Origin of the sequence: Paraburkholderia sp. SECH2 (assembly GCF_030464795.1) — a bacterium.
GTDB classification, from domain to species: Bacteria; Pseudomonadota; Gammaproteobacteria; order Burkholderiales; family Burkholderiaceae; genus Paraburkholderia; species Paraburkholderia aspalathi.
In genome coordinates, this window is record NZ_JALPRH010000021.1 from 57,159 (window position 1) to 74,611 (window position 17,453).

Sequence of the window (17,453 nt, forward strand, 5' to 3'; positions counted from 1 at the left end):
AACGGGTCCCAGCAGAAAAGCAGTGGAGCGTGGCAAAAACGGCCCACGCTCAACGCGTGATGCGCAGGCGCAGTTCGTTTTGCCCTTGCACGCTGGCCGTCACGTTTACGCGCCGATCTTCAGTGGTCACGATGAAATGCTGACGCGTCGGCGTGTTGACGTCGTGCACGACGTTCGGAAAGCAGGCGGCGATATCGGCGCCGAATTCTTCGAGGGGATCATTGACGACACCGTCGGCTTGCCAGTGCGCGCGCCAGTGGCAATCGTAGGCGTGCGTGTTGGCGCGGCAGTCGTCCACGGCCGATACGCCCGGCAGTTGCGCGGCAGGTTGCGCGTGCAACTGCTTGAAGTCGGGTGCGTCGACGATGTGTTTGAGCGCGGGGCAAACATCCGCCGGCTCAGTGGGCTGGGTGGCTTGCGCAGCGTACGCGGCGCTCGTGAGCAGCAGGGCTGCGCCAAGCGCAAGCGCTGCGCGCTGGGTCAAAGGATAGAAGCGGCGATCGAGTGACATGTGCGGAGAGTCCAGTAGCAGTGAGGGGCGGGGCGGGCGGCGCATGGTACGGCCCGCACGACTATCGTCGCTGCTACAGGGGATTTTCAAAGCGCGGAACAACTTGCCCGCTTCGCAAATGCTTTCGAACTGTTCTCGCGTGTTTCCGGATGTTGCGGCGTGCTGCCTAACCGAGCGTCAGGCCACCGTCGATATGAATCACCTGGCCGGTGATGTGACGCGCTTCGTCGGAGAGCAGGAAAGCGATCAGCGCGGCGATATCCGCAGGCTCGGCGACGTGACCGAGCGGCGTCGCTTCGGCGGCGCGGGTCCACACCGATGCATTATCGGCACTTGGGCCGCGATCTTTACGGGTATAGCCGGGCGCTACGCAATTGACGGTCACGCCATGCGGCGCAAGTTCGGCGGCTGCGGTTTTAGCCAGTGACTCGATCGCCGCTTTCGCCGCCGCCGTTGCGGCGAACGGCGCTTCCACGCGATAGCGATGCGCGACGAACGAACTGAGCGCGACCACGCGACCTCGCTTCGAGGTTTCCAGGGCAGGCGTCGCACGCTTGACGAGCGCGGCGAATGCGGCCGGCATGGCGGCGAAGGCGGCGCTGAACACATCCGCGTCGAGTGCGTTGAGCGTTTGCCGTTGCGCGTGGCCGGCGTTCGCTACCAACTGATCAAGCGCGCCGAAGCTCGCGAGCGTTTGATGAATCACGTGTTCCGCGGCGCCGCGCTCGGCGAGATCGCCGAACACCGTCGCGCAGCGCGCGCCGTTCGCGCTGCAATCGGCGGCGACCTGTGCAAGACGCCGGCGCGCTTCGTCGTCGGCGCCGCGGGCGTGCAGCATCAAGGCGGTGCGCGGCGCGGCGATGCGTCGGGCCAGTGCGGCGCCGATGCCGGAGCCCGCGCCGGTGATCAGGACGACCCGCTCGAGCCCGGCGCCGCTCATGCCAGTCGTGCTGCTCGCGTCACCGGTGCTGCTCATGTCGCTCGCGTTGTTCATGCTGTTCATGCAGCAATCGGTTCGCCCGAGCGTTCGACGTCGAGCGTTTCGTCATGGAATGCCGCCAGCGATTCGCGATGCGCGACGCTGACGATTGCCGCCTGCGGCAGCCGCTCGGTGAACAGGTGATAGAGGCGTGCTTCGTTTTCCGAATCGAGCGCACTGGTTGCTTCGTCGAGGAACAGATAGTCCGGTTTGTGCAGCAGCACGCGGGCGCCGGCGAGGCGCTGTTGTTCACCCGGCGAGAGAATGCGCGTCCAGTGCCCCGATTCCTGCAGGCGGTCGGCGTACTCCGACAGGCGGCAAGTGATGAGCGCTTCGCGGCATTCGTCGTCAGTGTAGGTATCTGCAGAAGACGGATAGGTGAGCGCGGCTTTCAGCGTGCCGATCGGCATGTAGCTGACCTGCGGGATGAACATCATGCGCGCGTTGACCGGTGCGTCGATCGAGCCGTCGCCGAACGGCCACAAGCCGGCGAGCGCGCGCATCAGCGTGCTCTTGCCGGAGCCGGACGGGCCCCGCACCAGCCAGCGCGAGCCCGGCTTGATCGCGATATCGCGGATGCGTGACAACGGATTGCCGTTCGGCAACGCGAGCTGGAGACCTTCGGTTGTGAGCTTGTCTTCGTCGACGAAATGCAGATTGATGCCGCCATGCGCAGTAGCGGGCGAGACCGATTCCTTCAGACGCGGCGCATGCACGATGCGCTTGAATTCACGCAACCGGTTCACGGTAGCGCGCCATTCAACGAGGCTGCCGTAACTGTTGATGAACCACGAAAACGAATCGCTGACGGTACCGAATGCGCTCGAGATCTGCATCAGTACGCCGAACGTGAAAGCACCCGCAAAGTAGCGGGGCGCGGCGACCACCAGCGGAAAGATGATTGCAATCTGGCCGTAGAAAGCCGTCACGAAGGTGAGCCGCTTGGTGTACTTCATCACCTGCCACCAGTTGTCGCGGATGCGGCCGAACAGCGAGTGCGTGTTCTTCTTCTCGGTCTCCATGCCGTTGTAGAAGGCGATCTGCTCGGCGTTTTCACGCAGACGGATCAGGCCGAAACGGAAATCCGCCTCGACTTTCTGTGCCTGGTAGTTGATCGACACGAGCGGATGGCCGACCTTCTGGATGATCACTGAGCCGACTACCGCGTACAGCGCTGCGGCCCACACCATATAGCCCGGAATCTGCACCGGCATGCCGCCAAGCGAAACGGTCAGCGCACCGGCCAGCGACCACAGGATCGTCATGAACGAGACCAGTGTGACGATCGTGGACAGCAGGTCGAGGGTCAGCGAGAGCGTGCTAGTGGCGAGTGATTGCAGGTCGTCGCTGATCCGCTGGTCGGGGTTGTCGGCGAGCCGGTCGCGTTCGATCCGGTAGAAGGCGCTGTCGTGCAGCCATTCGTTGAGATAACGTGTGGTCAGCCACTGGCGCCAGCGGAAGCCGAGCATCTGGCGTAGATAGCGGCCGTACACGGCAAGGATGATGAAGCCGAACGCGAGCCCCGAGAACACCATCAGCAGGTGCGGGAAATCGTGCACGTTCTTGGTTTGCAGCGCGTTGTAGAAGTCGGCGCTCCAGCGGTTCAGGCGCACGTTGATCCACACGATGAGCAGATTCATCACGATGATCGCGATGAGCAGCGCCCACGCCGTTTTTCGTTCTTCGGAAACCCAGTAAGGTTTGATCAGGCTCCATGCGGAGACTTTTTCGTCCGGCGGCAGCACGGGGCTGGAAGCGGTATTCGGTGTCATGAGCATCCTGGTGAAGTGCTGGCCCGCGTCGGGCGGCCCCCAAGTCGGGCCGGCCCCACGGCGGGTTTGCGGTGCGTGCCCCGGGCGTCGTGCTCGACGAACGCACGTCCGGGTGAGCGACCGATTCTGGCGCGAAGCCCTTAAGTGAAAATTAATTTCCGCTCAGAGGTCCCGCCTCGATGCCGCTGGCGCGCGGGCGGCGAAGCATGTCGCCCGCGCGCCAGCGGTATCCGGTCCTGGCATTGTGCCAGAGCGCTGCATTCGGCCGTATTGATGAATCGAAAGATAGTGACGGATCAATGGCGTGTGACGGCAGAGGCCGTTGGTTTGCGGGCGCCGCGCCTTTTATGGTCTAATGACCTTCGACGAAACAGGGGTGCTTTGCCCACAGGCAGCGTGATTTCACGCAGCGGCGGCGAGGCTGAGAGAGACCCTTTGCACCCGATCCGGGTAATACCGGCGCGGGAAGTTTCCGGAAGCAGCCAGTCTTCCATTCCCCGCCGGGCGGCGTCCGTCATTGGACGTGCTTATTGCCCGGCCGGCCTCACCCGCCGGTTTCGTCCTGGGTACGTGCGTTTTTTTGCCGTACGGAAAGGACTCGATGACCGCCTATTCTTCAGACATGTGTTTTGCTCGTCACCGCGTTTTCGTCGGTTGTGCCGGCGCGCCGGGCTGTTTTAGCGTTGCTTGCCGTTGTGACCCGGAGCGCACGCGATGAATCGTTTAGCTCGACCCGATTTCGCCGTGCTCGGCGGTGGGCTGTGCGGGCGTCTCGTCGCGTGGCGCCTCGCCGGTGAAGGGCATCGCGTGGCGCTCTATGAGCGCGGCGACGCCGCAGGTACGCAATCCGCGGCCTGGGTCGCCGCCGCCATGCTGGCGCCGCTCGCCGAAGCCGCCAGTGCCGAACTGCTGATCACCCGTCTGGGCGCAAGTTCGCTCGACACCTGGCCGCGCGTGCTGGCCGAATTGCCCGAACCGGTGTTCTTCCAGCGCAATGGCACGCTGGTCGTATGGCATCACGCCGATCGCACCGAAGCGCCATTGTTCGAACGCCGGGTGCGCTCGAACGCGCCTGCTGAGTTGCTCGACGGCGGCTTCGTGACGCTGGCGGGCGCTCAGGTCGGCGCTGCCGAGCCCGCGTTGGCGGGCCGCTTCAACCAGGGCTGGCTGCTGCCGCGCGAAGGCCAACTGGATAACCGTCAGGTGTTGACCGCGCTCGCGGCAGGCCTCGCCCAGCGCGGTGTCGAAACGCACTGGAACACGCCAGTCGACGATCATGCGCTGCCGGCCGCACGCATCACGATCGACTGCCGGGGTTTGGGCGCGAAGCCGGTGCTGCCGACGTTGCGGGGGATCCGCGGTGAAGTCGCCCGCGTGCATGCGCCGGGTATCAAGCTGACGCGGCCGGTGCGTCTGCTGCATCCGCGCTACCCGCTGTATATCGCGCCGAAGCAGGACGATCTCTACGTGATCGGCGCGACCGAAGTGGAAGGCGAGGACATGTCGCCGGTCAGCGTGCGCTCGGCGCTCGAGTTGCTGAGCGCGGCGTTTTCCGTGCATCCCGGCTTCGGCGAGGCCCGCATCCTCGAACTGAATTCGCAGTGCCGCCCGACTTTGCCGGACCACCGTCCGGCCTTGCTGTGGGATGGCGCGCAGACATTGCGCGTGAACGGCCTGTACCGGCACGGCTACATGATCGTGCCCGAAGTCGCCGACGAAGCCGTGCGCTTCGCCGCCGCGCTGCTCGACGGCCGCATCGGCGACGCCGATGCTTTCGCCGACTGGCAAAATGCCGCGCGCTGGAGCGAGCTGTTTCAACTGGACGCCACGCGGGAGCCGGCATGAGCGTTGCGCGTCTGCCGGCGAAATAACCGCAGGCAAAACAGGCGGACGTCGCTCCCCCAATCGATTGAACCGTATTCGAACACCATGGACATTCATATCAATCAGAAGCCGTTGTCGTTGCCCGAAGGCGCGACTGTCGCCGATGCGCTCGCCGCGTTCGGCGCGCGTCCGCCGTTCGCGGTCGCGCTGAACGGCGATTTCGTCGCACGCACCCAGCATGCGGCGCGCGCGCTGCAGCCGGGCGACAAGCTCGATGTCGTGCAACCCGTGGCCGGCGGTTAAGCCCCGCGCCACGCCTTGCCGGAGACCAGGATTATGCAAATGACTGCCCCCCAAACCGCCGACGCGCTCACGCTCTACGGCCAGACTTTCGCGAGCCGCGTGCTGCTCGGCACCTCGCGCTATCCGTCGCTGCAATCGCTGTCCGATTCGATCGACGCGGCGCAGCCCGGCATGGTGACCGTCGCGCTGCGCCGGCAGATGAACGAAGGCGGCGCCGAAGCCGGTTTCTTCGATCTGCTCAAGCGCCACGGCGTACCGCTGTTGCCCAATACCGCCGGCTGCCTGACCGTCGGCGAGGCGGTGACGACCGCGCATATGGCGCGCGAGATTTTCGAAACCGAGTGGATCAAGCTCGAACTGATCGGCGACGACTACACGCTGCAGCCTGATCCGGTCGGCCTGATCGAAGCGGCCACGCAGCTGATCAAGGACGGCTTCAAGGTGCTCCCGTATTGCACCGAAGATCTGGTGATCGGCCGCCGCCTGCTCGATGCGGGCTGCGAGGCGCTGATGCCGTGGGGCGCGCCGATCGGCACCGGCAAGGGTGTGATCAATCCGTACGGCCTGCGGGTCTTGCGTGAACGCTTGCCCGACGTGCCGCTGATCGTCGACGCCGGCCTCGGCGTGCCGTCGCATGCGGCGCAAGTGATGGAGTGGGGCTTCGATGGCGTGCTGCTGAACACCGCCGTTTCGCAGGCGACGCACCCCGACGCGATGGCGCGCGCCTTTGCGCTGGGCGTCGAAGCGGGCCGCCAGGCTTTTCTGGCGGGGCCGATGGCCGAGCGCGAAAGCGCGCACGCGAGCACGCCGGTGGTCGGCATGCCGTTCTGGCATCAAGACGGGAGCACCGCATGACGCAAACTTTGCCTTTGACTGGCCGCGACCTCTTCTGGCCGCCTGCCGATGAACTCACCGAAGCCGCCGAGCGGATCCGCGCCCGCCTGGGCGAGTGGCCGCCAACCCACGCGCCGTGGCGCATCTGTCTGACCGCGCCGGACGAGCCGAACGGCGGCGACCTGATCATCGTCGCCGACGCGCAGCAGCATGGCGAGCAGGTGGCGCGCTGGCAGGTGCAGGGCGCAGGCGTGATCGTCGCCGCTGAGAACGCGGCGACGCTGCACTTGGGCGGCGAGAAATACAGTCTGGAAGGTCATCTGGCCGAAGACTGGATTTCCGCGCTGGCGGCGTTTCTGGACTGCGGCTTCGATCCGCACGACGCGCTGGTCCTGGCGCTGGCGTGGCGCGACGGCGACGAAACGAAAGCGGATGACGCCTTTCCGGCCGATATCGCGCACTTCCCACGCCTCGCCGGTCTGCCGGCCGCGCCGGCGCAAGCGTTCGCGCGTTGCCCTGACCGGCTCGGCCTGTACCCGGTGCTGCCGACTGCGGGGTGGGTCGAACGGGTGGTGGGCTTTGGCGTGAAAACGGTCCAGTTGCGCCGCAAATCGGCCGAACCCGCCGACGAACTGAAGCGCGAAATCGCCCGCTGTGTCGCCGCGGGCCGTGAGCACGATGCCCAGGTTTTCATCAACGATCACTGGCAAGCCGCGCTGGAAGCGGGCGCTTACGGCGTCCACCTTGGCCAGGAAGACGTGCATACGGCCGATCTGTCGGCACTTGCCGCCGCCGGCATCCGCCTCGGCCTGTCGACGCACGGTTTCTACGAGATTCTGAAAGCACTGCATTTCCGGCCAAGCTACATTGCATTGGGCGCGGTGTTCCCGACTACCACCAAAGTCATGCCGACCGCCCCGCAAGGCCTCAAGCGTCTGGCGCGGTATGTCCGCCTGCTCGACGGCGTCGTGCCGCTGGTGGCGATCGGTGGGATCGATCTGCAGGTGCTGCCGGACGTGCTGGCGACGGGCGTGGGCTGCGCGGCCGTGGTGCGCGCCGTGACCGAAGCCGCCGACCCGGCTGTCGCTGTTTCTGCGCTGCAACATGCGTTTACGCAATAATCGTCAAGTTCAGTAAAGGGACAGGGCACCTCACGGCAGCATTTCCATGATGGCCCTATAATTCGGCCTTCCGTGTAAAAGGACTGTCAGTTTCGTGTCTTCCTCCCCCGAGACCTTACTCGAGCTGCGCGACGTCGACTTCGGTTATGGCGACCGGCTCGTCCTGTCGAACCTGAATCTGCGTTTCAAGCGCGGCCAGGTCGTCGCGGTTATGGGCGGCTCGGGTTGCGGCAAAACCACAGTGCTGCGCCTGATCGGCGGTCTGGTGCGCGCACAACGTGGCCAGATCCTGTTCCAGGGCCAGGACATCGGCGCACAAACGCGCGACGGCCTCTACGCGCTGCGTCGCAAGATGGGCATGCTGTTCCAGTTCGGCGCGCTGTTTACCGACATGTCGGTGTTCGAAAACGTCGCTTTTGCGCTGCGTGAGCACACCGACCTCCCCGAAGAACTGATCCGCGACCTCGTGTTGATGAAGCTCAACGCGGTCGGCTTGCGCGGTGCGCGCGACCTCGCGCCGTCGGAGATTTCGGGCGGTATGGCGCGGCGGGTGGCGCTCGCCCGGGCGATTGCGCTCGACCCCGAGCTGATGATGTACGACGAGCCGTTCGCCGGCCTCGATCCGATCTCGCTCGGCATTACGGCGAACCTGATTCGCGCGCTGAATCAGGCACTTGGCGCGACGTCGATCCTGGTCACGCACGACGTGCCGGAATCGTTCGCAATTGCCGACTACGTCTATTTTCTCGCCAATGGCGGGGTGCATGCCGAAGGCACGCCGGCTGAGCTGCGCGCGTCGACCGATCCTACGGTGCGCCAGTTCATCGACGGCGCGCCGGACGGCCCGTTCAAATTCCACTATCCCAGCAAGACGCCGCTCGCGGCGGATTTCGGTATCGGCGGAGGTCAGTCATGATCAGCGCGCTTGGTCGCTCGGTACTCGACGGGCTGGGCACGGCCGGCTACGCCACGCGGTTCTTCTTCCGGCTGCTGCTCGAGTTTTTCCCGTTGCTGCGCCGGCCGCGCCTTGTCACGAAGCAGATCCACTTCGTGGGTAATTATTCGCTGGTGATCATCGCCGTGTCGGGGCTGTTCGTCGGCTTTGTGCTCGGCTTGCAGGGCTATTACACGCTGAACCGTTACGGTTCCGAACAGGCGTTGGGTCTGCTGGTCGCGCTTTCGCTGGTGCGCGAACTCGGGCCGGTGGTGACGGCGCTCCTGTTTGCGGGCCGCGCCGGCACGTCGCTCACGGCTGAAATCGGCTTGATGAAGGCGGGCGAGCAATTGACCGCGATGGAAATGATGGCGGTGGACCCGGTCAAGGTCGTTGTCGCGCCGCGCCTGTGGGCGGGCATTATTTCCATGCCGATCCTCGCCGCGATTTTCAGCGCGGTCGGCGTGTTCGGCGGTTATGTGGTGGGTGTGCTGCTGATCGGCGTCGATGCCGGCGCGTTCTGGTCGCAGATGCAAGGCGGCGTCGATGTCTGGCGTGACGTGGGCGCCGGGGTCATCAAGAGTGTGGTGTTCGGCCTCGCGGTGACCTTTGTGGCGCTGTTTCAGGGCTACGAAGCCAAGCCGACGCCGGAAGGCGTGTCGCGCGCCACGACCAAGACGGTTGTGTACGCGTCGCTTGCGGTGCTCGGCCTCGATTTTCTGTTGACCGCACTGATGTTCAGCTAAAACTGCGCTGCACGTTTTCGCTCGGCGGGCGCGCCTTGGTTTGCGCGCGACGGAAGCGGGAGCAGCGTGGCGGATTCACTTTGGGATGACGATGAAAAAGACTGCTCTCGACTTCTGGGTCGGCCTGTTCGTGGTGTTGGGTTTCGTGGCGTTGCTGTTTCTCGCGCTGAAGGCCGGCAACATGAGCTCGTTGTCGTTTCAGGCAACGTACCCGGTCAAGCTCAAGTTCGACAATATTGGCGGACTGAAGGCGCGCGCACCGGTGAAGAGCGCGGGCGTGACGGTCGGCCGGGTCGCCTCGATCGGCTTTGACAGCAATGCGTATCAGGCTGTCGTCACGATCGATATCGACAAGCAATACCCGTTTCCGAAAGACACGTCGGCCAAGATCCTGACCTCGGGTCTGTTGGGCGAGCAATACATCGGGCTCGAACCCGGTGGCGATAGCGAGATGCTTAAAGCGGGTGACACGATCTCAATGACACAATCGGCGATCGTGCTGGAAAACCTGATCGGACAATTCCTGTATAGCAAGGCTGCGGACTCGGGCGCATCCAAGTCGGGCGCGGGTTCGGCCACATCTGGGGCCGCCCCTGCCACGGCGCCCGCGTCGGCGGCGCCGACTCCGCCCGCCTCTGGTGCGGCCGGTCAATAAGGAGAATAAAAATGCAGACCCTACGCAAACGAGGCGTGCGCGCCGTCCAGATGGCGACGTTCGCGCTCGCGACCGCTACGCTCGTCGGCTGCTCGACCGTGCAGACGCCGACCAAGGGCGATCCGCTCGAGGGCTTGAACCGTACCATCTTCACCGTCAACGACAAGCTCGACCAGTACGCGCTGAAGCCGGTCGCCAAGGGCTACGTCTTCATCACGCCGCAGCCGGTGCGCGACAGCGTCACCAACTTCTTCTCGAATATCGGCGACGTCTACATCGCGGCAAACAATCTGCTGCAGTTGAAGATCGCCGACGGCGTCGAAGACATCATGCGGATCGTGATCAATACGGTGTTCGGCGTCGGCGGTCTGTTCGACGTGGCGACGCTTGCCAAGCTGCCCAAGCACGACAACGACCTCGGCCTGACGCTCGGTCACTACGGCGTGCCGGCGGGTCCGTACCTCGTGCTGCCGCTGTTCGGGCCGAGCACGCTGCGCGACGCGGTTGGTTCGATCGGCAATTACTATGTGAATCCGCTCAGCTACATTCATCCGGATGGCCTGAGCTGGGCTCTGTACGGCCTGAACGTGGTCAACACGCGCGCGAATCTGCTGAACGCGGGCGACGTGCTGGAAGGCGCAGCGCTGGATAAGTATTCGTTCGTGCGTAATGCGTACCTGCAGCGCCGCCAGTATTTGCTGTCGGATGGCAAGCAGTCGCAGTCGCTGCCGAACTACGGCGACGAAGCACCGCTGCCGAAGTACGACGACGTCGACAGCGGCGCGGCTGCTGCGCCTGCAGGCACGCAGGGCGCTGCCGCGAAAGCATCGGCGGCCTCCGGTGCGACCGCCGCAACGCCGCCGCAAGCTGCTTCAGGTGCAACCGGCACGGCGGCTGCACCTGAAGCCGCCTCGGGCAGCTCCGAAACGCCGCCGCTCGACCTGAACGGCGGTCCAGAAACGACGCAGATCCCGGCCGGCCAACTGGTTCCGCCGACGCGTTTCAGCTTCCCGTCATTCAAATTGCGTTGATCGTGTGGCCGTAACACCTCGATACGACTCTCGCAGTTTGCGCATGGATTGCTGCTGAACTCGCGTGTTAATGTCGGCTCAAACGGTTGCACTATTTCTAAGGCAAGCAAGGTTCGATATGAAAAAACTATTCCTGATTCCGTTGTTCGCAGCGCTGTTCTCGTTCGCCAGTGCCGGTGCATCGGCGCAAGCGGTGGACTCCAATTCGCCGGACGGGCTGATCAAGACCGTCACGCAGCAGGTGATCGATGCGGTGCGCAGCGACAAGTCGATCCAGCAAGGTGACATCTCGCATATCACCCAGCTCGTCAACGAAAAGATCCTGCCGTACACGGATTTCCGCCGCACCACGCAACTGGCGATGGGCCGCAACTGGCGCACCGCGACGCCGGAGCAGCAAAACGCCGTGGTCGAGCAGTTCAAGATGTTGCTGATCCGCACGTATTCGGGCGCGTTGGCACAAGTGCGCGACCAGCAGATCCAGTACAAGCCGTTCCGGATGAACCCGGACGACACCGACACGGTGGTGCGCTCGGTGGTGATGAACAACGGCTCGCCGATCGAACTCGACTATCGTCTGTACAAGACGCCGAACGGCTGGCGTGTGTATGACATCAACGTACTCGGCGCGTGGCTGATCCAGGCGTATCAGCAACAGTTCAACGAGCAGATCCAGCAGAAGGGCGTGGACGGACTGATCCAGTTCCTCACGCAGCGTAACCAGCAACTCGCCTCGGGCAAGCAGTCGTGAGCGAAGTGTTGAACGCCGTCGCCAGCCGCTTCGAAAGCGGCGCGACGCTGACCCACGAGAGCGCGAAAGCCGCGTTCGAGGCGGGTTTGCAGCGCATCGCTGCGGGCGCGACCGGCGTGGATTGCGCGCCGCTCGCGCAATTCGACTCGTCCGCGCTGGCCGTCCTGCTCGCGTGGGAGCGTGCCGCCCAGGCGCGCGGCACCGCGTTCGAGATCGTCAACCTGCCGGCTGGTCTCGCCAGCCTTGCACAAGCCTACGGCGTCGACACACTCATCTCGACGCGACATTGACGCTCCCCTAGCGTCACTTCCAATCGCCCCGGCCGAGCTGGGGCTGCCGATTTTTGCCCTATAATCAAACGTTTTTCGGGGCATATAACCGGCCCCAATTTCGTCCCTTCCAGCACTTTTGCGCCCCCTCGGGGCTCCTTTAGGCGCCGCGACGCACGCGGCCCACAGTCATGTCAGCCATAGAAATTCGTAACGTCAAGAAGCGCTACAAGGATTTGCAGGCGCTCAAGGGCGTCAGCCTCACGGTGGAAGAAGGCGAGTTCTTCGGACTGCTCGGTCCGAACGGCGCGGGCAAGACAACGCTCATCAGCATACTCGCCGGTCTCGCGCGCGCCGATGAAGGCAGCATCGCGGTACGTGGCCATGACGTAGTCAGCGATTTCCGCGACGCGCGCCGCGCGCTCGGCGTCGTGCCGCAGGAACTCGTGTTCGATCCCTTCTTCACGGTACGCGAAACCTTGCGCATCCAGTCCGGCTACTACGGGCTGCGCAATAACGACGCGTGGATCGACGAGATCATGGCCAATCTCGACCTCACCGAGAAAGCCGACGCCAACATGCGCGCGCTGTCGGGCGGCATGAAGCGTCGCGTGCTCGTGGCGCAGGCGCTGGTGCACCGGCCGCCGGTGATCGTGCTGGATGAGCCGACCGCGGGCGTCGACGTCGAGCTGCGTCAAACCTTGTGGAAATTCATCTCGCGCCTGAATCGCGAAGGCCACACGATCGTGCTGACCACGCACTATCTGGAAGAAGCCGAATCGCTGTGCGACCGCATCGCGATGTTGCGGCGGGGCGAGGTCGTCGCGCTCGAGCGCACCAGCACGCTGCTGCAGCGCTTTGCCGGCATGCAGCTGTTCCTGCGCTTTACGCAAGGCGCGTTGCCGGCCGAGTTGCGTCCGCTCGAAGTGGAAAGCGGCACGGGCAATGGCAATGGCCGGCAGCATCTGCTGCGGCTCGCGAGCTATGACGACGTCGAGCGCATTCTCGCGCAGTGCCGCGCAGCAGGCTGCGCATTCGAAGAAATCGAGGTCCGCAAAGCCGACCTCGAAGATGTGTTCGTTCAGGTGATGAACGGTCCGGAAGTGATCGAGGGGCTGGCATGAGCGGCTTTCGCACGCTGTTTTACAAGGAAATCCTGCGTTTCTGGAAGGTGTCGTTCCAGACCGTGCTGGCGCCGGTCATCACCGCGCTGCTGTATCTGACGATTTTCGGCCACGCGTTGCGCGGTCACGTTCAGGTCTATCCGGGCGTCGAGTACACGAGCTTTCTGATTCCCGGTCTCGTGATGATGAGCGTGCTGCAGAACGCCTTTGCGAATAGCTCGTCCTCGTTGATCCAGTCGAAGATCACGGGCAACCTGGTGTTCGTGTTGCTGCCGCCGTTGTCGCACTACGAGATGTTCGGCGCGTATGTGCTCGCTGCCGTGGCGCGGGGTCTTGCGGTCGGCTTTGGCGTGTTCATCGTGACGATCTGGTTCGTGCCGGTCAGCTTCAGCGCGCCGCTTTACATCATCGCGTTCGCGATTTTCGGCGCGGCGATCCTCGGCACGCTCGGTTTGATCGCCGGTATCTGGGCCGAAAAGTTCGATCAGCTTGCTGCATTTCAAAACTTTCTGATTATGCCGCTCACGTTCCTCTCGGGCGTGTTCTACTCGACGCATACGCTGCCACCGGTGTGGCGCGAAGTGTCGCGGCTCAATCCCTTTTTCTACATGATCGACGGCTTTCGCTACGGTTTCTTCGGGATGTCGGATATCAATCCGCTCGTGAGCCTTGCGATCGTTGCCGGTTTCTTTGTGGTGCTGGCTGTGGTGGCGATGCGCATGCTCGCCTCCGGCTATAAACTGCGCCACTGATCAGGAGCATCTCTCATGTTGCCGACTCCCGAACAGGTCAAGCAATACATCGCGGCTGGGCTCGCCTGCCAGCATCTCGAAGTCGAAGGCGACGGTCAGCATTTCTTTGCGACCATCGTTGCCGAGAGCTTCGAAGGCAAGCGTCTGATCCAGCGCCATCAACTCGTGTATGCGGCGCTCGGCGACCGCATGCGCGAAGAAATCCACGCGCTCAGCATGAAGACGCTGACGCCCGCCGAATGGCAGAACGCGTAATCTGGAAATTTAGTGCGAATTACTCAAGAAGGGCGCGACGCCGGTAGCGGCGCGTCGAACACAGTCAAAGCGGGCCCGGCTGAAGTCCGGGTCAATCAGGAACTGACAGGCATGGATAAACTCGTCATTGAAGGTGGCTACCCGCTGTCGGGTGAAGTCGTCGTCTCAGGTGCCAAGAACGCGGCGTTGCCGATTCTGTGCGCGAGTCTGCTTAGCGCGGAGCCGGTGCATCTGGAGAACGTGCCTGACCTGCAGGACGTGCGCACGATGCTCAAGCTGCTCGGCCAGATGGGCGTGCAGATCGAGAGCGGCGAGGGCCGCGTGTCGCTGGATGCATCGAAGGTCGATAACCTCGTCGCGCCGTACGAAATGGTGAAGACCATGCGTGCGTCGATCCTCGTGCTCGGGCCGCTGGTCGCGCGCTTCGGTCACGCTCGCGTGTCGCTGCCGGGCGGCTGCGCAATCGGCGCGCGTCCGGTGGATCAGCACATCAAGGGTCTGCAGGCCATGGGCGCCGAGATCACGATCGAGCACGGCTTCATCGAAGCGCGCGCGAAGCGTCTGAAGGGCGCGCGCATCGTGACCGACATGATCACGGTGACGGGCACCGAAAACCTGCTGATGGCAGCGGTGCTGGCTGAGGGCGAAACGGTCATCGAGAACGCCGCGCGTGAGCCGGAAGTGGGCGACCTCGCGCATCTGCTGGTCGAGATGGGCGCAAAGATCGAAGGCATCGGCACCGACCGCCTGGTGATCCAGGGCGTCGACAAGCTGCATGGCGCAAAGCACACGGTGATTCCGGATCGTATCGAAGCCGGCACGTTCCTGTGCGCGGTCGCGGCTGCCGGCGGCGATGTCACATTGCGTAAGGTACGTCCGCTGATTCTGGAAGCGGTAACCGAAAAGCTGCGCGAAGCCGGTGTTACGATCGAAGAGGGCGAAGACTGGATGCGCGTGCGCATGGACAAGCGCCCGAGCGCGGTGAGCTTCCGCACGTCCGAATACCCGGCGTTCCCGACCGACATGCAGGCGCAGTTCATGGCGCTCAACACGCTCGCGGACGGCACCTCGCAAGTCGTCGAGACGATCTTCGAGAACCGCTACATGCACGTGCAGGAGTTGAACCGCCTCGGCGCGAACATCACGATCGACGGCAACACCGCGCTTGTGACCGGCGTCGAGAAGCTGTCCGGCGCGAAGGTGATGGCGACCGACCTGCGTGCGTCGGCGAGCCTCGTAATCGCCGCGCTGCGTGCCGAAGGTGAAACGCTGATCGACCGTATCTATCACCTCGATCGCGGTTACGACCGGATGGAAACCAAGCTCAACGCCATCGGCGCCAAGGTGCGCCGTATCTCGGGGAGCCAGGCATGAGTTCGATGCCGCAAACGTCGTCGTCGCCGGCCGTGAGCGCACCGCTCACGCTGGCTTTGTCGAAAGGGCGTATCTTCGAAGAAACGCTGCCGCTGCTCGCCGCAGCGGGCATTGAAGTCGCCGAAGATCCGGAAACCTCGCGCAAGCTGATTCTGCCGACTACCGACGCGAACGTGCGCGTGATCATCGTGCGCGCGACCGACGTGCCGACCTACGTCGAATACGGCGCAGCCGACTTCGGCGTGGCCGGCAAAGACGTGTTGCTCGAGCACGGCGGCAGCGGGCTGTATCAGCCGGTCGATCTGGATATCGCGCGTTGCCGGATGTCGGTCGCGGTGGCGGCCGGTTTCGATTACGCGAACGCGGTGCGCCAGGGCGCGCGTCTGCGCGTGGCGACCAAGTATGTTGAAACGGCACGTGAGCATTTTGCCGCCAAGGGCGTGCACGTCGACCTGATCAAGCTTTATGGTTCGATGGAACTGGCGCCGCTGGTCGGCCTCGCCGACGCGATCGTCGACCTGGTGAGCTCGGGCAATACCTTGCGCGCCAACAATCTTGTCGAGGTGGAGGAGATCATGCAGATCTCGTCGCGCCTCGTTGTGAACCAGGCCGCGCTGAAGCTCAAGCGCGCGGCGCTGCGGCCGATCCTCGATGCGTTCGAACGCGCGTCGAAGGCCGGCGCCGCGGCCTGAAAAGTTTGACCACGCTCGTTTGACCACGCTTTAGCGCGCCTTACCGAAACGGATACCCGTATGTCTATCAAGATTCGCAAACTCGATTCCAGCGCTCCCGACTTCCAGAAGTCGCTGCACGCGGTGCTCGCGTTCGAGGCGAGCGAAGACGAAGCAATCGAGCGCTCGGTCGCGCAGATTCTCAACGACGTGAAGGCACGCGGCGATGCTGCGGTGCTCGAGTACACGAACCGCTTCGACCGCGTCGATGCGAAGAGCGTCGCGGCGCTCGAGCTGCCGATGTCCGAACTGGAAGCGGCGCTCGAAGGCCTGGAGCCAAAGCGCCGCGCGGCGCTCGAAGCGGCGGCGGCGCGTGTGCGCGGTTACCACGAGAAGCAGAAGATCGAGTGCGGCAGTCATAGCTGGCAGTACACGGAAGCCGACGGCACCGTGCTCGGCCAGAAGGTCACGCCGCTGGATCGCGCGGGTATCTACGTGCCGGGCGGCAAGGCGGCGTATCCGTCGTCGGTGCTGATGAACGCGATTCCGGCGCGGGTGGCCGGTGTGCGCGAAATCGTCATGGTCGTGCCCACGCCGGACGGCGTGAAGAATCCGTTGGTGCTGGCGGCCGCGTTGCTGGGTGGCGTGGATCGCGTGTTCACGATCGGCGGCGCGCAGGCGGTGGGCGCGTTGGCGTACGGCACGGAAACGGTGCCCGCGGTCGACAAGATCTGCGGCCCGGGCAACGCGTATGTCGCGTCGGCCAAGCGCCGGGTGTTCGGCACGGTCGGCATCGACATGATCGCCGGACCGTCGGAGATTCTTGTGCTGTGCGACGGTACGACGGACCCGCGCTGGATCGCGATGGACCTGTTCTCGCAAGCCGAGCACGACGAGCTCGCGCAATCCATCCTGCTGTGCCCGGACGATGCGTTCATCGCCCGCGTACGTGACGCGATCAACGAACTGCTGCCGACCATGCCGCGGCAGGACGTGATCCGCGCATCGCTCGAAGGCCGCGGTGCGTTGATCAAGGTGCGCGATATGGCCGAAGCCTGCGCGATCGCCAACGACATCGCCCCGGAACACCTCGAAATCTCTGCGCTGGAACCGCATCAATGGGGCCAGCTGATCCGCCATGCCGGCGCGATCTTCCTCGGCCGCTACACCAGTGAAAGCCTCGGCGACTACTGCGCGGGGCCGAATCATGTGCTGCCTACGTCGCGTACCGCACGGTTCTCGTCACCGCTCGGCGTTTACGATTTCTTCAAGCGTTCGAGCGTGATCGAGGTCAGTGCGGAAGGCGCGCAGACGCTTGGCGAGATCGCCGCCGAACTCGCGTACGGCGAAGGCCTGCAGGCGCATGCCCGCAGCGCTGAATACCGGATGCGGCAGAACGGCTAAGCGCGGCTGACCGCAACAAGCCGGAGTACGGAGCGGGCGGGCATCGAACCGGTGTCCGCAAACTCTGGCGACGGATTACGCGCGGTTTCCCGTTAAATAACGACAATACAGACCAACCTGGGGCAGTCCGCAAGCCGCCGATT

19 protein-coding genes and 1 riboswitch are annotated in these 17,453 nt (G+C 64.1%); of the genes, 16 read left to right on the forward strand and 3 right to left on the reverse strand.

The window, feature by feature from the left end:
• Positions 1-49: 49 nt before the first annotated feature.
• From M0D66_RS27920 to M0D66_RS27930, 3 genes are all read right to left on the reverse strand, one after another.
• The gene (locus M0D66_RS27920; protein WP_093643425.1) at positions 50-511 is read right to left on the reverse strand and encodes a hypothetical protein; all 462 of its coding nucleotides are present in this window, start codon (positions 509-511) and stop codon (positions 50-52) included.
• Between the two features lie 166 nt (positions 512-677).
• Positions 678-1,451, reverse strand: coding sequence for an SDR family NAD(P)-dependent oxidoreductase (locus M0D66_RS27925; RefSeq protein ID WP_266212293.1), 774 nt, complete (start codon positions 1,449-1,451; stop codon positions 678-680).
• A gap of 59 nt (positions 1,452-1,510) precedes the next feature.
• Positions 1,511-3,262, reverse strand: coding sequence for an ABC transporter ATP-binding protein/permease (locus tag M0D66_RS27930; protein ID WP_093643427.1), 1,752 nt, complete (start codon positions 3,260-3,262; stop codon positions 1,511-1,513).
• Between the two features lie 362 nt (positions 3,263-3,624).
• A riboswitch (TPP riboswitch) is annotated at positions 3,625-3,747 on the forward strand.
• 229 nt (positions 3,748-3,976) lie between these two features.
• Here M0D66_RS27930 and M0D66_RS27935 point away from each other — a divergent pair.
• The 16 genes from M0D66_RS27935 (at position 3,977) to hisD (ending at position 17,310) form a co-directional block, all read left to right on the forward strand.
• Positions 3,977-5,107 carry an FAD-dependent oxidoreductase gene (locus tag M0D66_RS27935; RefSeq protein WP_266212272.1) on the forward strand — a complete coding sequence of 377 codons (1,131 nt, stop codon included), beginning with the start codon at positions 3,977-3,979 and terminating at the stop codon, positions 5,105-5,107.
• An 84-nt stretch (positions 5,108-5,191) separates the two neighbouring features.
• Complete coding sequence (thiS, locus tag M0D66_RS27940; protein ID WP_028199627.1) at positions 5,192-5,389, forward strand: sulfur carrier protein ThiS; 198 nt, start codon at positions 5,192-5,194, stop codon at positions 5,387-5,389.
• A gap of 39 nt (positions 5,390-5,428) precedes the next feature.
• Positions 5,429-6,244: a thiazole synthase gene (locus M0D66_RS27945; protein ID WP_256455952.1), complete on the forward strand. Its 816-nt coding sequence runs from the start codon at positions 5,429-5,431 to the stop codon at positions 6,242-6,244.
• A complete protein-coding gene (thiE, locus tag M0D66_RS27950) occupies positions 6,241-7,344 on the forward strand; it encodes a thiamine phosphate synthase (protein ID WP_256455953.1) in 1,104 nt (367 codons plus the stop codon). Before M0D66_RS27945 ends, thiE begins: the two co-directional genes overlap by 4 nt.
• 94 nt (positions 7,345-7,438) lie before the next feature.
• Positions 7,439-8,260: an ABC transporter ATP-binding protein gene (locus M0D66_RS27955; RefSeq protein ID WP_200566038.1), complete on the forward strand. Its 822-nt coding sequence runs from the start codon at positions 7,439-7,441 to the stop codon at positions 8,258-8,260.
• Positions 8,257-9,024 carry a lipid asymmetry maintenance ABC transporter permease subunit MlaE gene (gene mlaE / locus M0D66_RS27960; RefSeq protein ID WP_054036607.1) on the forward strand — a complete coding sequence of 256 codons (768 nt, stop codon included), beginning with the start codon at positions 8,257-8,259 and terminating at the stop codon, positions 9,022-9,024. Before M0D66_RS27955 ends, mlaE begins: the two co-directional genes overlap by 4 nt.
• A gap of 91 nt (positions 9,025-9,115) precedes the next feature.
• Positions 9,116-9,679 carry an outer membrane lipid asymmetry maintenance protein MlaD gene (gene mlaD, locus M0D66_RS27965; RefSeq protein ID WP_200619828.1) on the forward strand — a complete coding sequence of 188 codons (564 nt, stop codon included), beginning with the start codon at positions 9,116-9,118 and terminating at the stop codon, positions 9,677-9,679.
• A gap of 11 nt (positions 9,680-9,690) precedes the next feature.
• Positions 9,691-10,710 carry a VacJ family lipoprotein gene (locus M0D66_RS27970; RefSeq protein ID WP_200650948.1) on the forward strand — a complete coding sequence of 340 codons (1,020 nt, stop codon included), beginning with the start codon at positions 9,691-9,693 and terminating at the stop codon, positions 10,708-10,710.
• Between the two features lie 118 nt (positions 10,711-10,828).
• Positions 10,829-11,461 carry a phospholipid-binding protein MlaC gene (locus M0D66_RS27975; protein ID WP_200619826.1) on the forward strand — a complete coding sequence of 211 codons (633 nt, stop codon included), beginning with the start codon at positions 10,829-10,831 and terminating at the stop codon, positions 11,459-11,461.
• Positions 11,458-11,751 (forward strand): lipid asymmetry maintenance protein MlaB, encoded by a 294-nt coding sequence (locus M0D66_RS27980; RefSeq protein ID WP_266212273.1) that lies wholly within the window; start codon positions 11,458-11,460, stop codon positions 11,749-11,751. The genes M0D66_RS27975 and M0D66_RS27980 overlap by 4 nt, the downstream gene beginning before the upstream one ends.
• A gap of 170 nt (positions 11,752-11,921) precedes the next feature.
• On the forward strand, positions 11,922-12,854 hold the full coding sequence (locus tag M0D66_RS27985; protein WP_200619825.1) for an ABC transporter ATP-binding protein: 933 nt from the start codon (positions 11,922-11,924) through the stop codon (positions 12,852-12,854).
• The gene (locus M0D66_RS27990; protein WP_093643443.1) at positions 12,851-13,606 is read left to right on the forward strand and encodes an ABC transporter permease; all 756 of its coding nucleotides are present in this window, start codon (positions 12,851-12,853) and stop codon (positions 13,604-13,606) included. The genes M0D66_RS27985 and M0D66_RS27990 overlap by 4 nt, the downstream gene beginning before the upstream one ends.
• Positions 13,607-13,621: 15 nt before the next feature.
• Entirely contained in the window at positions 13,622-13,861 is a 240-nt protein-coding gene (locus M0D66_RS27995) for a BolA family protein (protein ID WP_054036615.1), read from the forward strand.
• 12 nt (positions 13,862-13,873) lie between these two features.
• The gene (gene murA / locus M0D66_RS28000) at positions 13,874-15,235 is read left to right on the forward strand and encodes a UDP-N-acetylglucosamine 1-carboxyvinyltransferase (protein ID WP_244179514.1); all 1,362 of its coding nucleotides are present in this window, start codon (positions 13,874-13,876) and stop codon (positions 15,233-15,235) included.
• Complete coding sequence (gene hisG, locus M0D66_RS28005; protein ID WP_093643445.1) at positions 15,232-15,927, forward strand: ATP phosphoribosyltransferase; 696 nt, start codon at positions 15,232-15,234, stop codon at positions 15,925-15,927. Before murA ends, hisG begins: the two co-directional genes overlap by 4 nt.
• A 60-nt stretch (positions 15,928-15,987) precedes the next feature.
• Positions 15,988-17,310 carry a histidinol dehydrogenase gene (hisD, locus tag M0D66_RS28010; RefSeq protein WP_093643447.1) on the forward strand — a complete coding sequence of 441 codons (1,323 nt, stop codon included), beginning with the start codon at positions 15,988-15,990 and terminating at the stop codon, positions 17,308-17,310.
• Positions 17,311-17,453: the final 143 nt, after the last annotated feature.

Bases quoted from the DNA above. Each gene is read 5' to 3' on its own strand.
- M0D66_RS27970 (WP_200650948.1), top strand. From the start codon at position 9,691: ATGCAGACCCTACGCAAACGAGGCGTGCGCGCCGTCCAGATGGCGACG.
- M0D66_RS27920 (WP_093643425.1), bottom strand. From the start codon at position 511: ATGTCACTCGATCGCCGCTTCTATCCTTTGACCCAGCGCGCAGCGCTT.
- M0D66_RS27945 (WP_256455952.1), top strand. From the start codon at position 5,429: ATGACTGCCCCCCAAACCGCCGACGCGCTCACGCTCTACGGCCAGACT.
- M0D66_RS27925 (WP_266212293.1), bottom strand. From the start codon at position 1,451: ATGAGCGGCGCCGGGCTCGAGCGGGTCGTCCTGATCACCGGCGCGGGC.
- hisG (WP_093643445.1), top strand. From the start codon at position 15,232: ATGAGTTCGATGCCGCAAACGTCGTCGTCGCCGGCCGTGAGCGCACCG.
- thiE (WP_256455953.1), top strand. From the start codon at position 6,241: ATGACGCAAACTTTGCCTTTGACTGGCCGCGACCTCTTCTGGCCGCCT.
- mlaD (WP_200619828.1), top strand. From the start codon at position 9,116: ATGAAAAAGACTGCTCTCGACTTCTGGGTCGGCCTGTTCGTGGTGTTG.
- M0D66_RS27930 (WP_093643427.1), bottom strand. From the start codon at position 3,262: ATGACACCGAATACCGCTTCCAGCCCCGTGCTGCCGCCGGACGAAAAA.
- M0D66_RS27990 (WP_093643443.1), top strand. From the start codon at position 12,851: ATGAGCGGCTTTCGCACGCTGTTTTACAAGGAAATCCTGCGTTTCTGG.
- M0D66_RS27995 (WP_054036615.1), top strand. From the start codon at position 13,622: ATGTTGCCGACTCCCGAACAGGTCAAGCAATACATCGCGGCTGGGCTC.
- M0D66_RS27935 (WP_266212272.1), top strand. From the start codon at position 3,977: ATGAATCGTTTAGCTCGACCCGATTTCGCCGTGCTCGGCGGTGGGCTG.
- M0D66_RS27975 (WP_200619826.1), top strand. From the start codon at position 10,829: ATGAAAAAACTATTCCTGATTCCGTTGTTCGCAGCGCTGTTCTCGTTC.
- mlaE (WP_054036607.1), top strand. From the start codon at position 8,257: ATGATCAGCGCGCTTGGTCGCTCGGTACTCGACGGGCTGGGCACGGCC.
- thiS (WP_028199627.1), top strand. From the start codon at position 5,192: ATGGACATTCATATCAATCAGAAGCCGTTGTCGTTGCCCGAAGGCGCG.
- hisD (WP_093643447.1), top strand. From the start codon at position 15,988: ATGTCTATCAAGATTCGCAAACTCGATTCCAGCGCTCCCGACTTCCAG.
- M0D66_RS27985 (WP_200619825.1), top strand. From the start codon at position 11,922: ATGTCAGCCATAGAAATTCGTAACGTCAAGAAGCGCTACAAGGATTTG.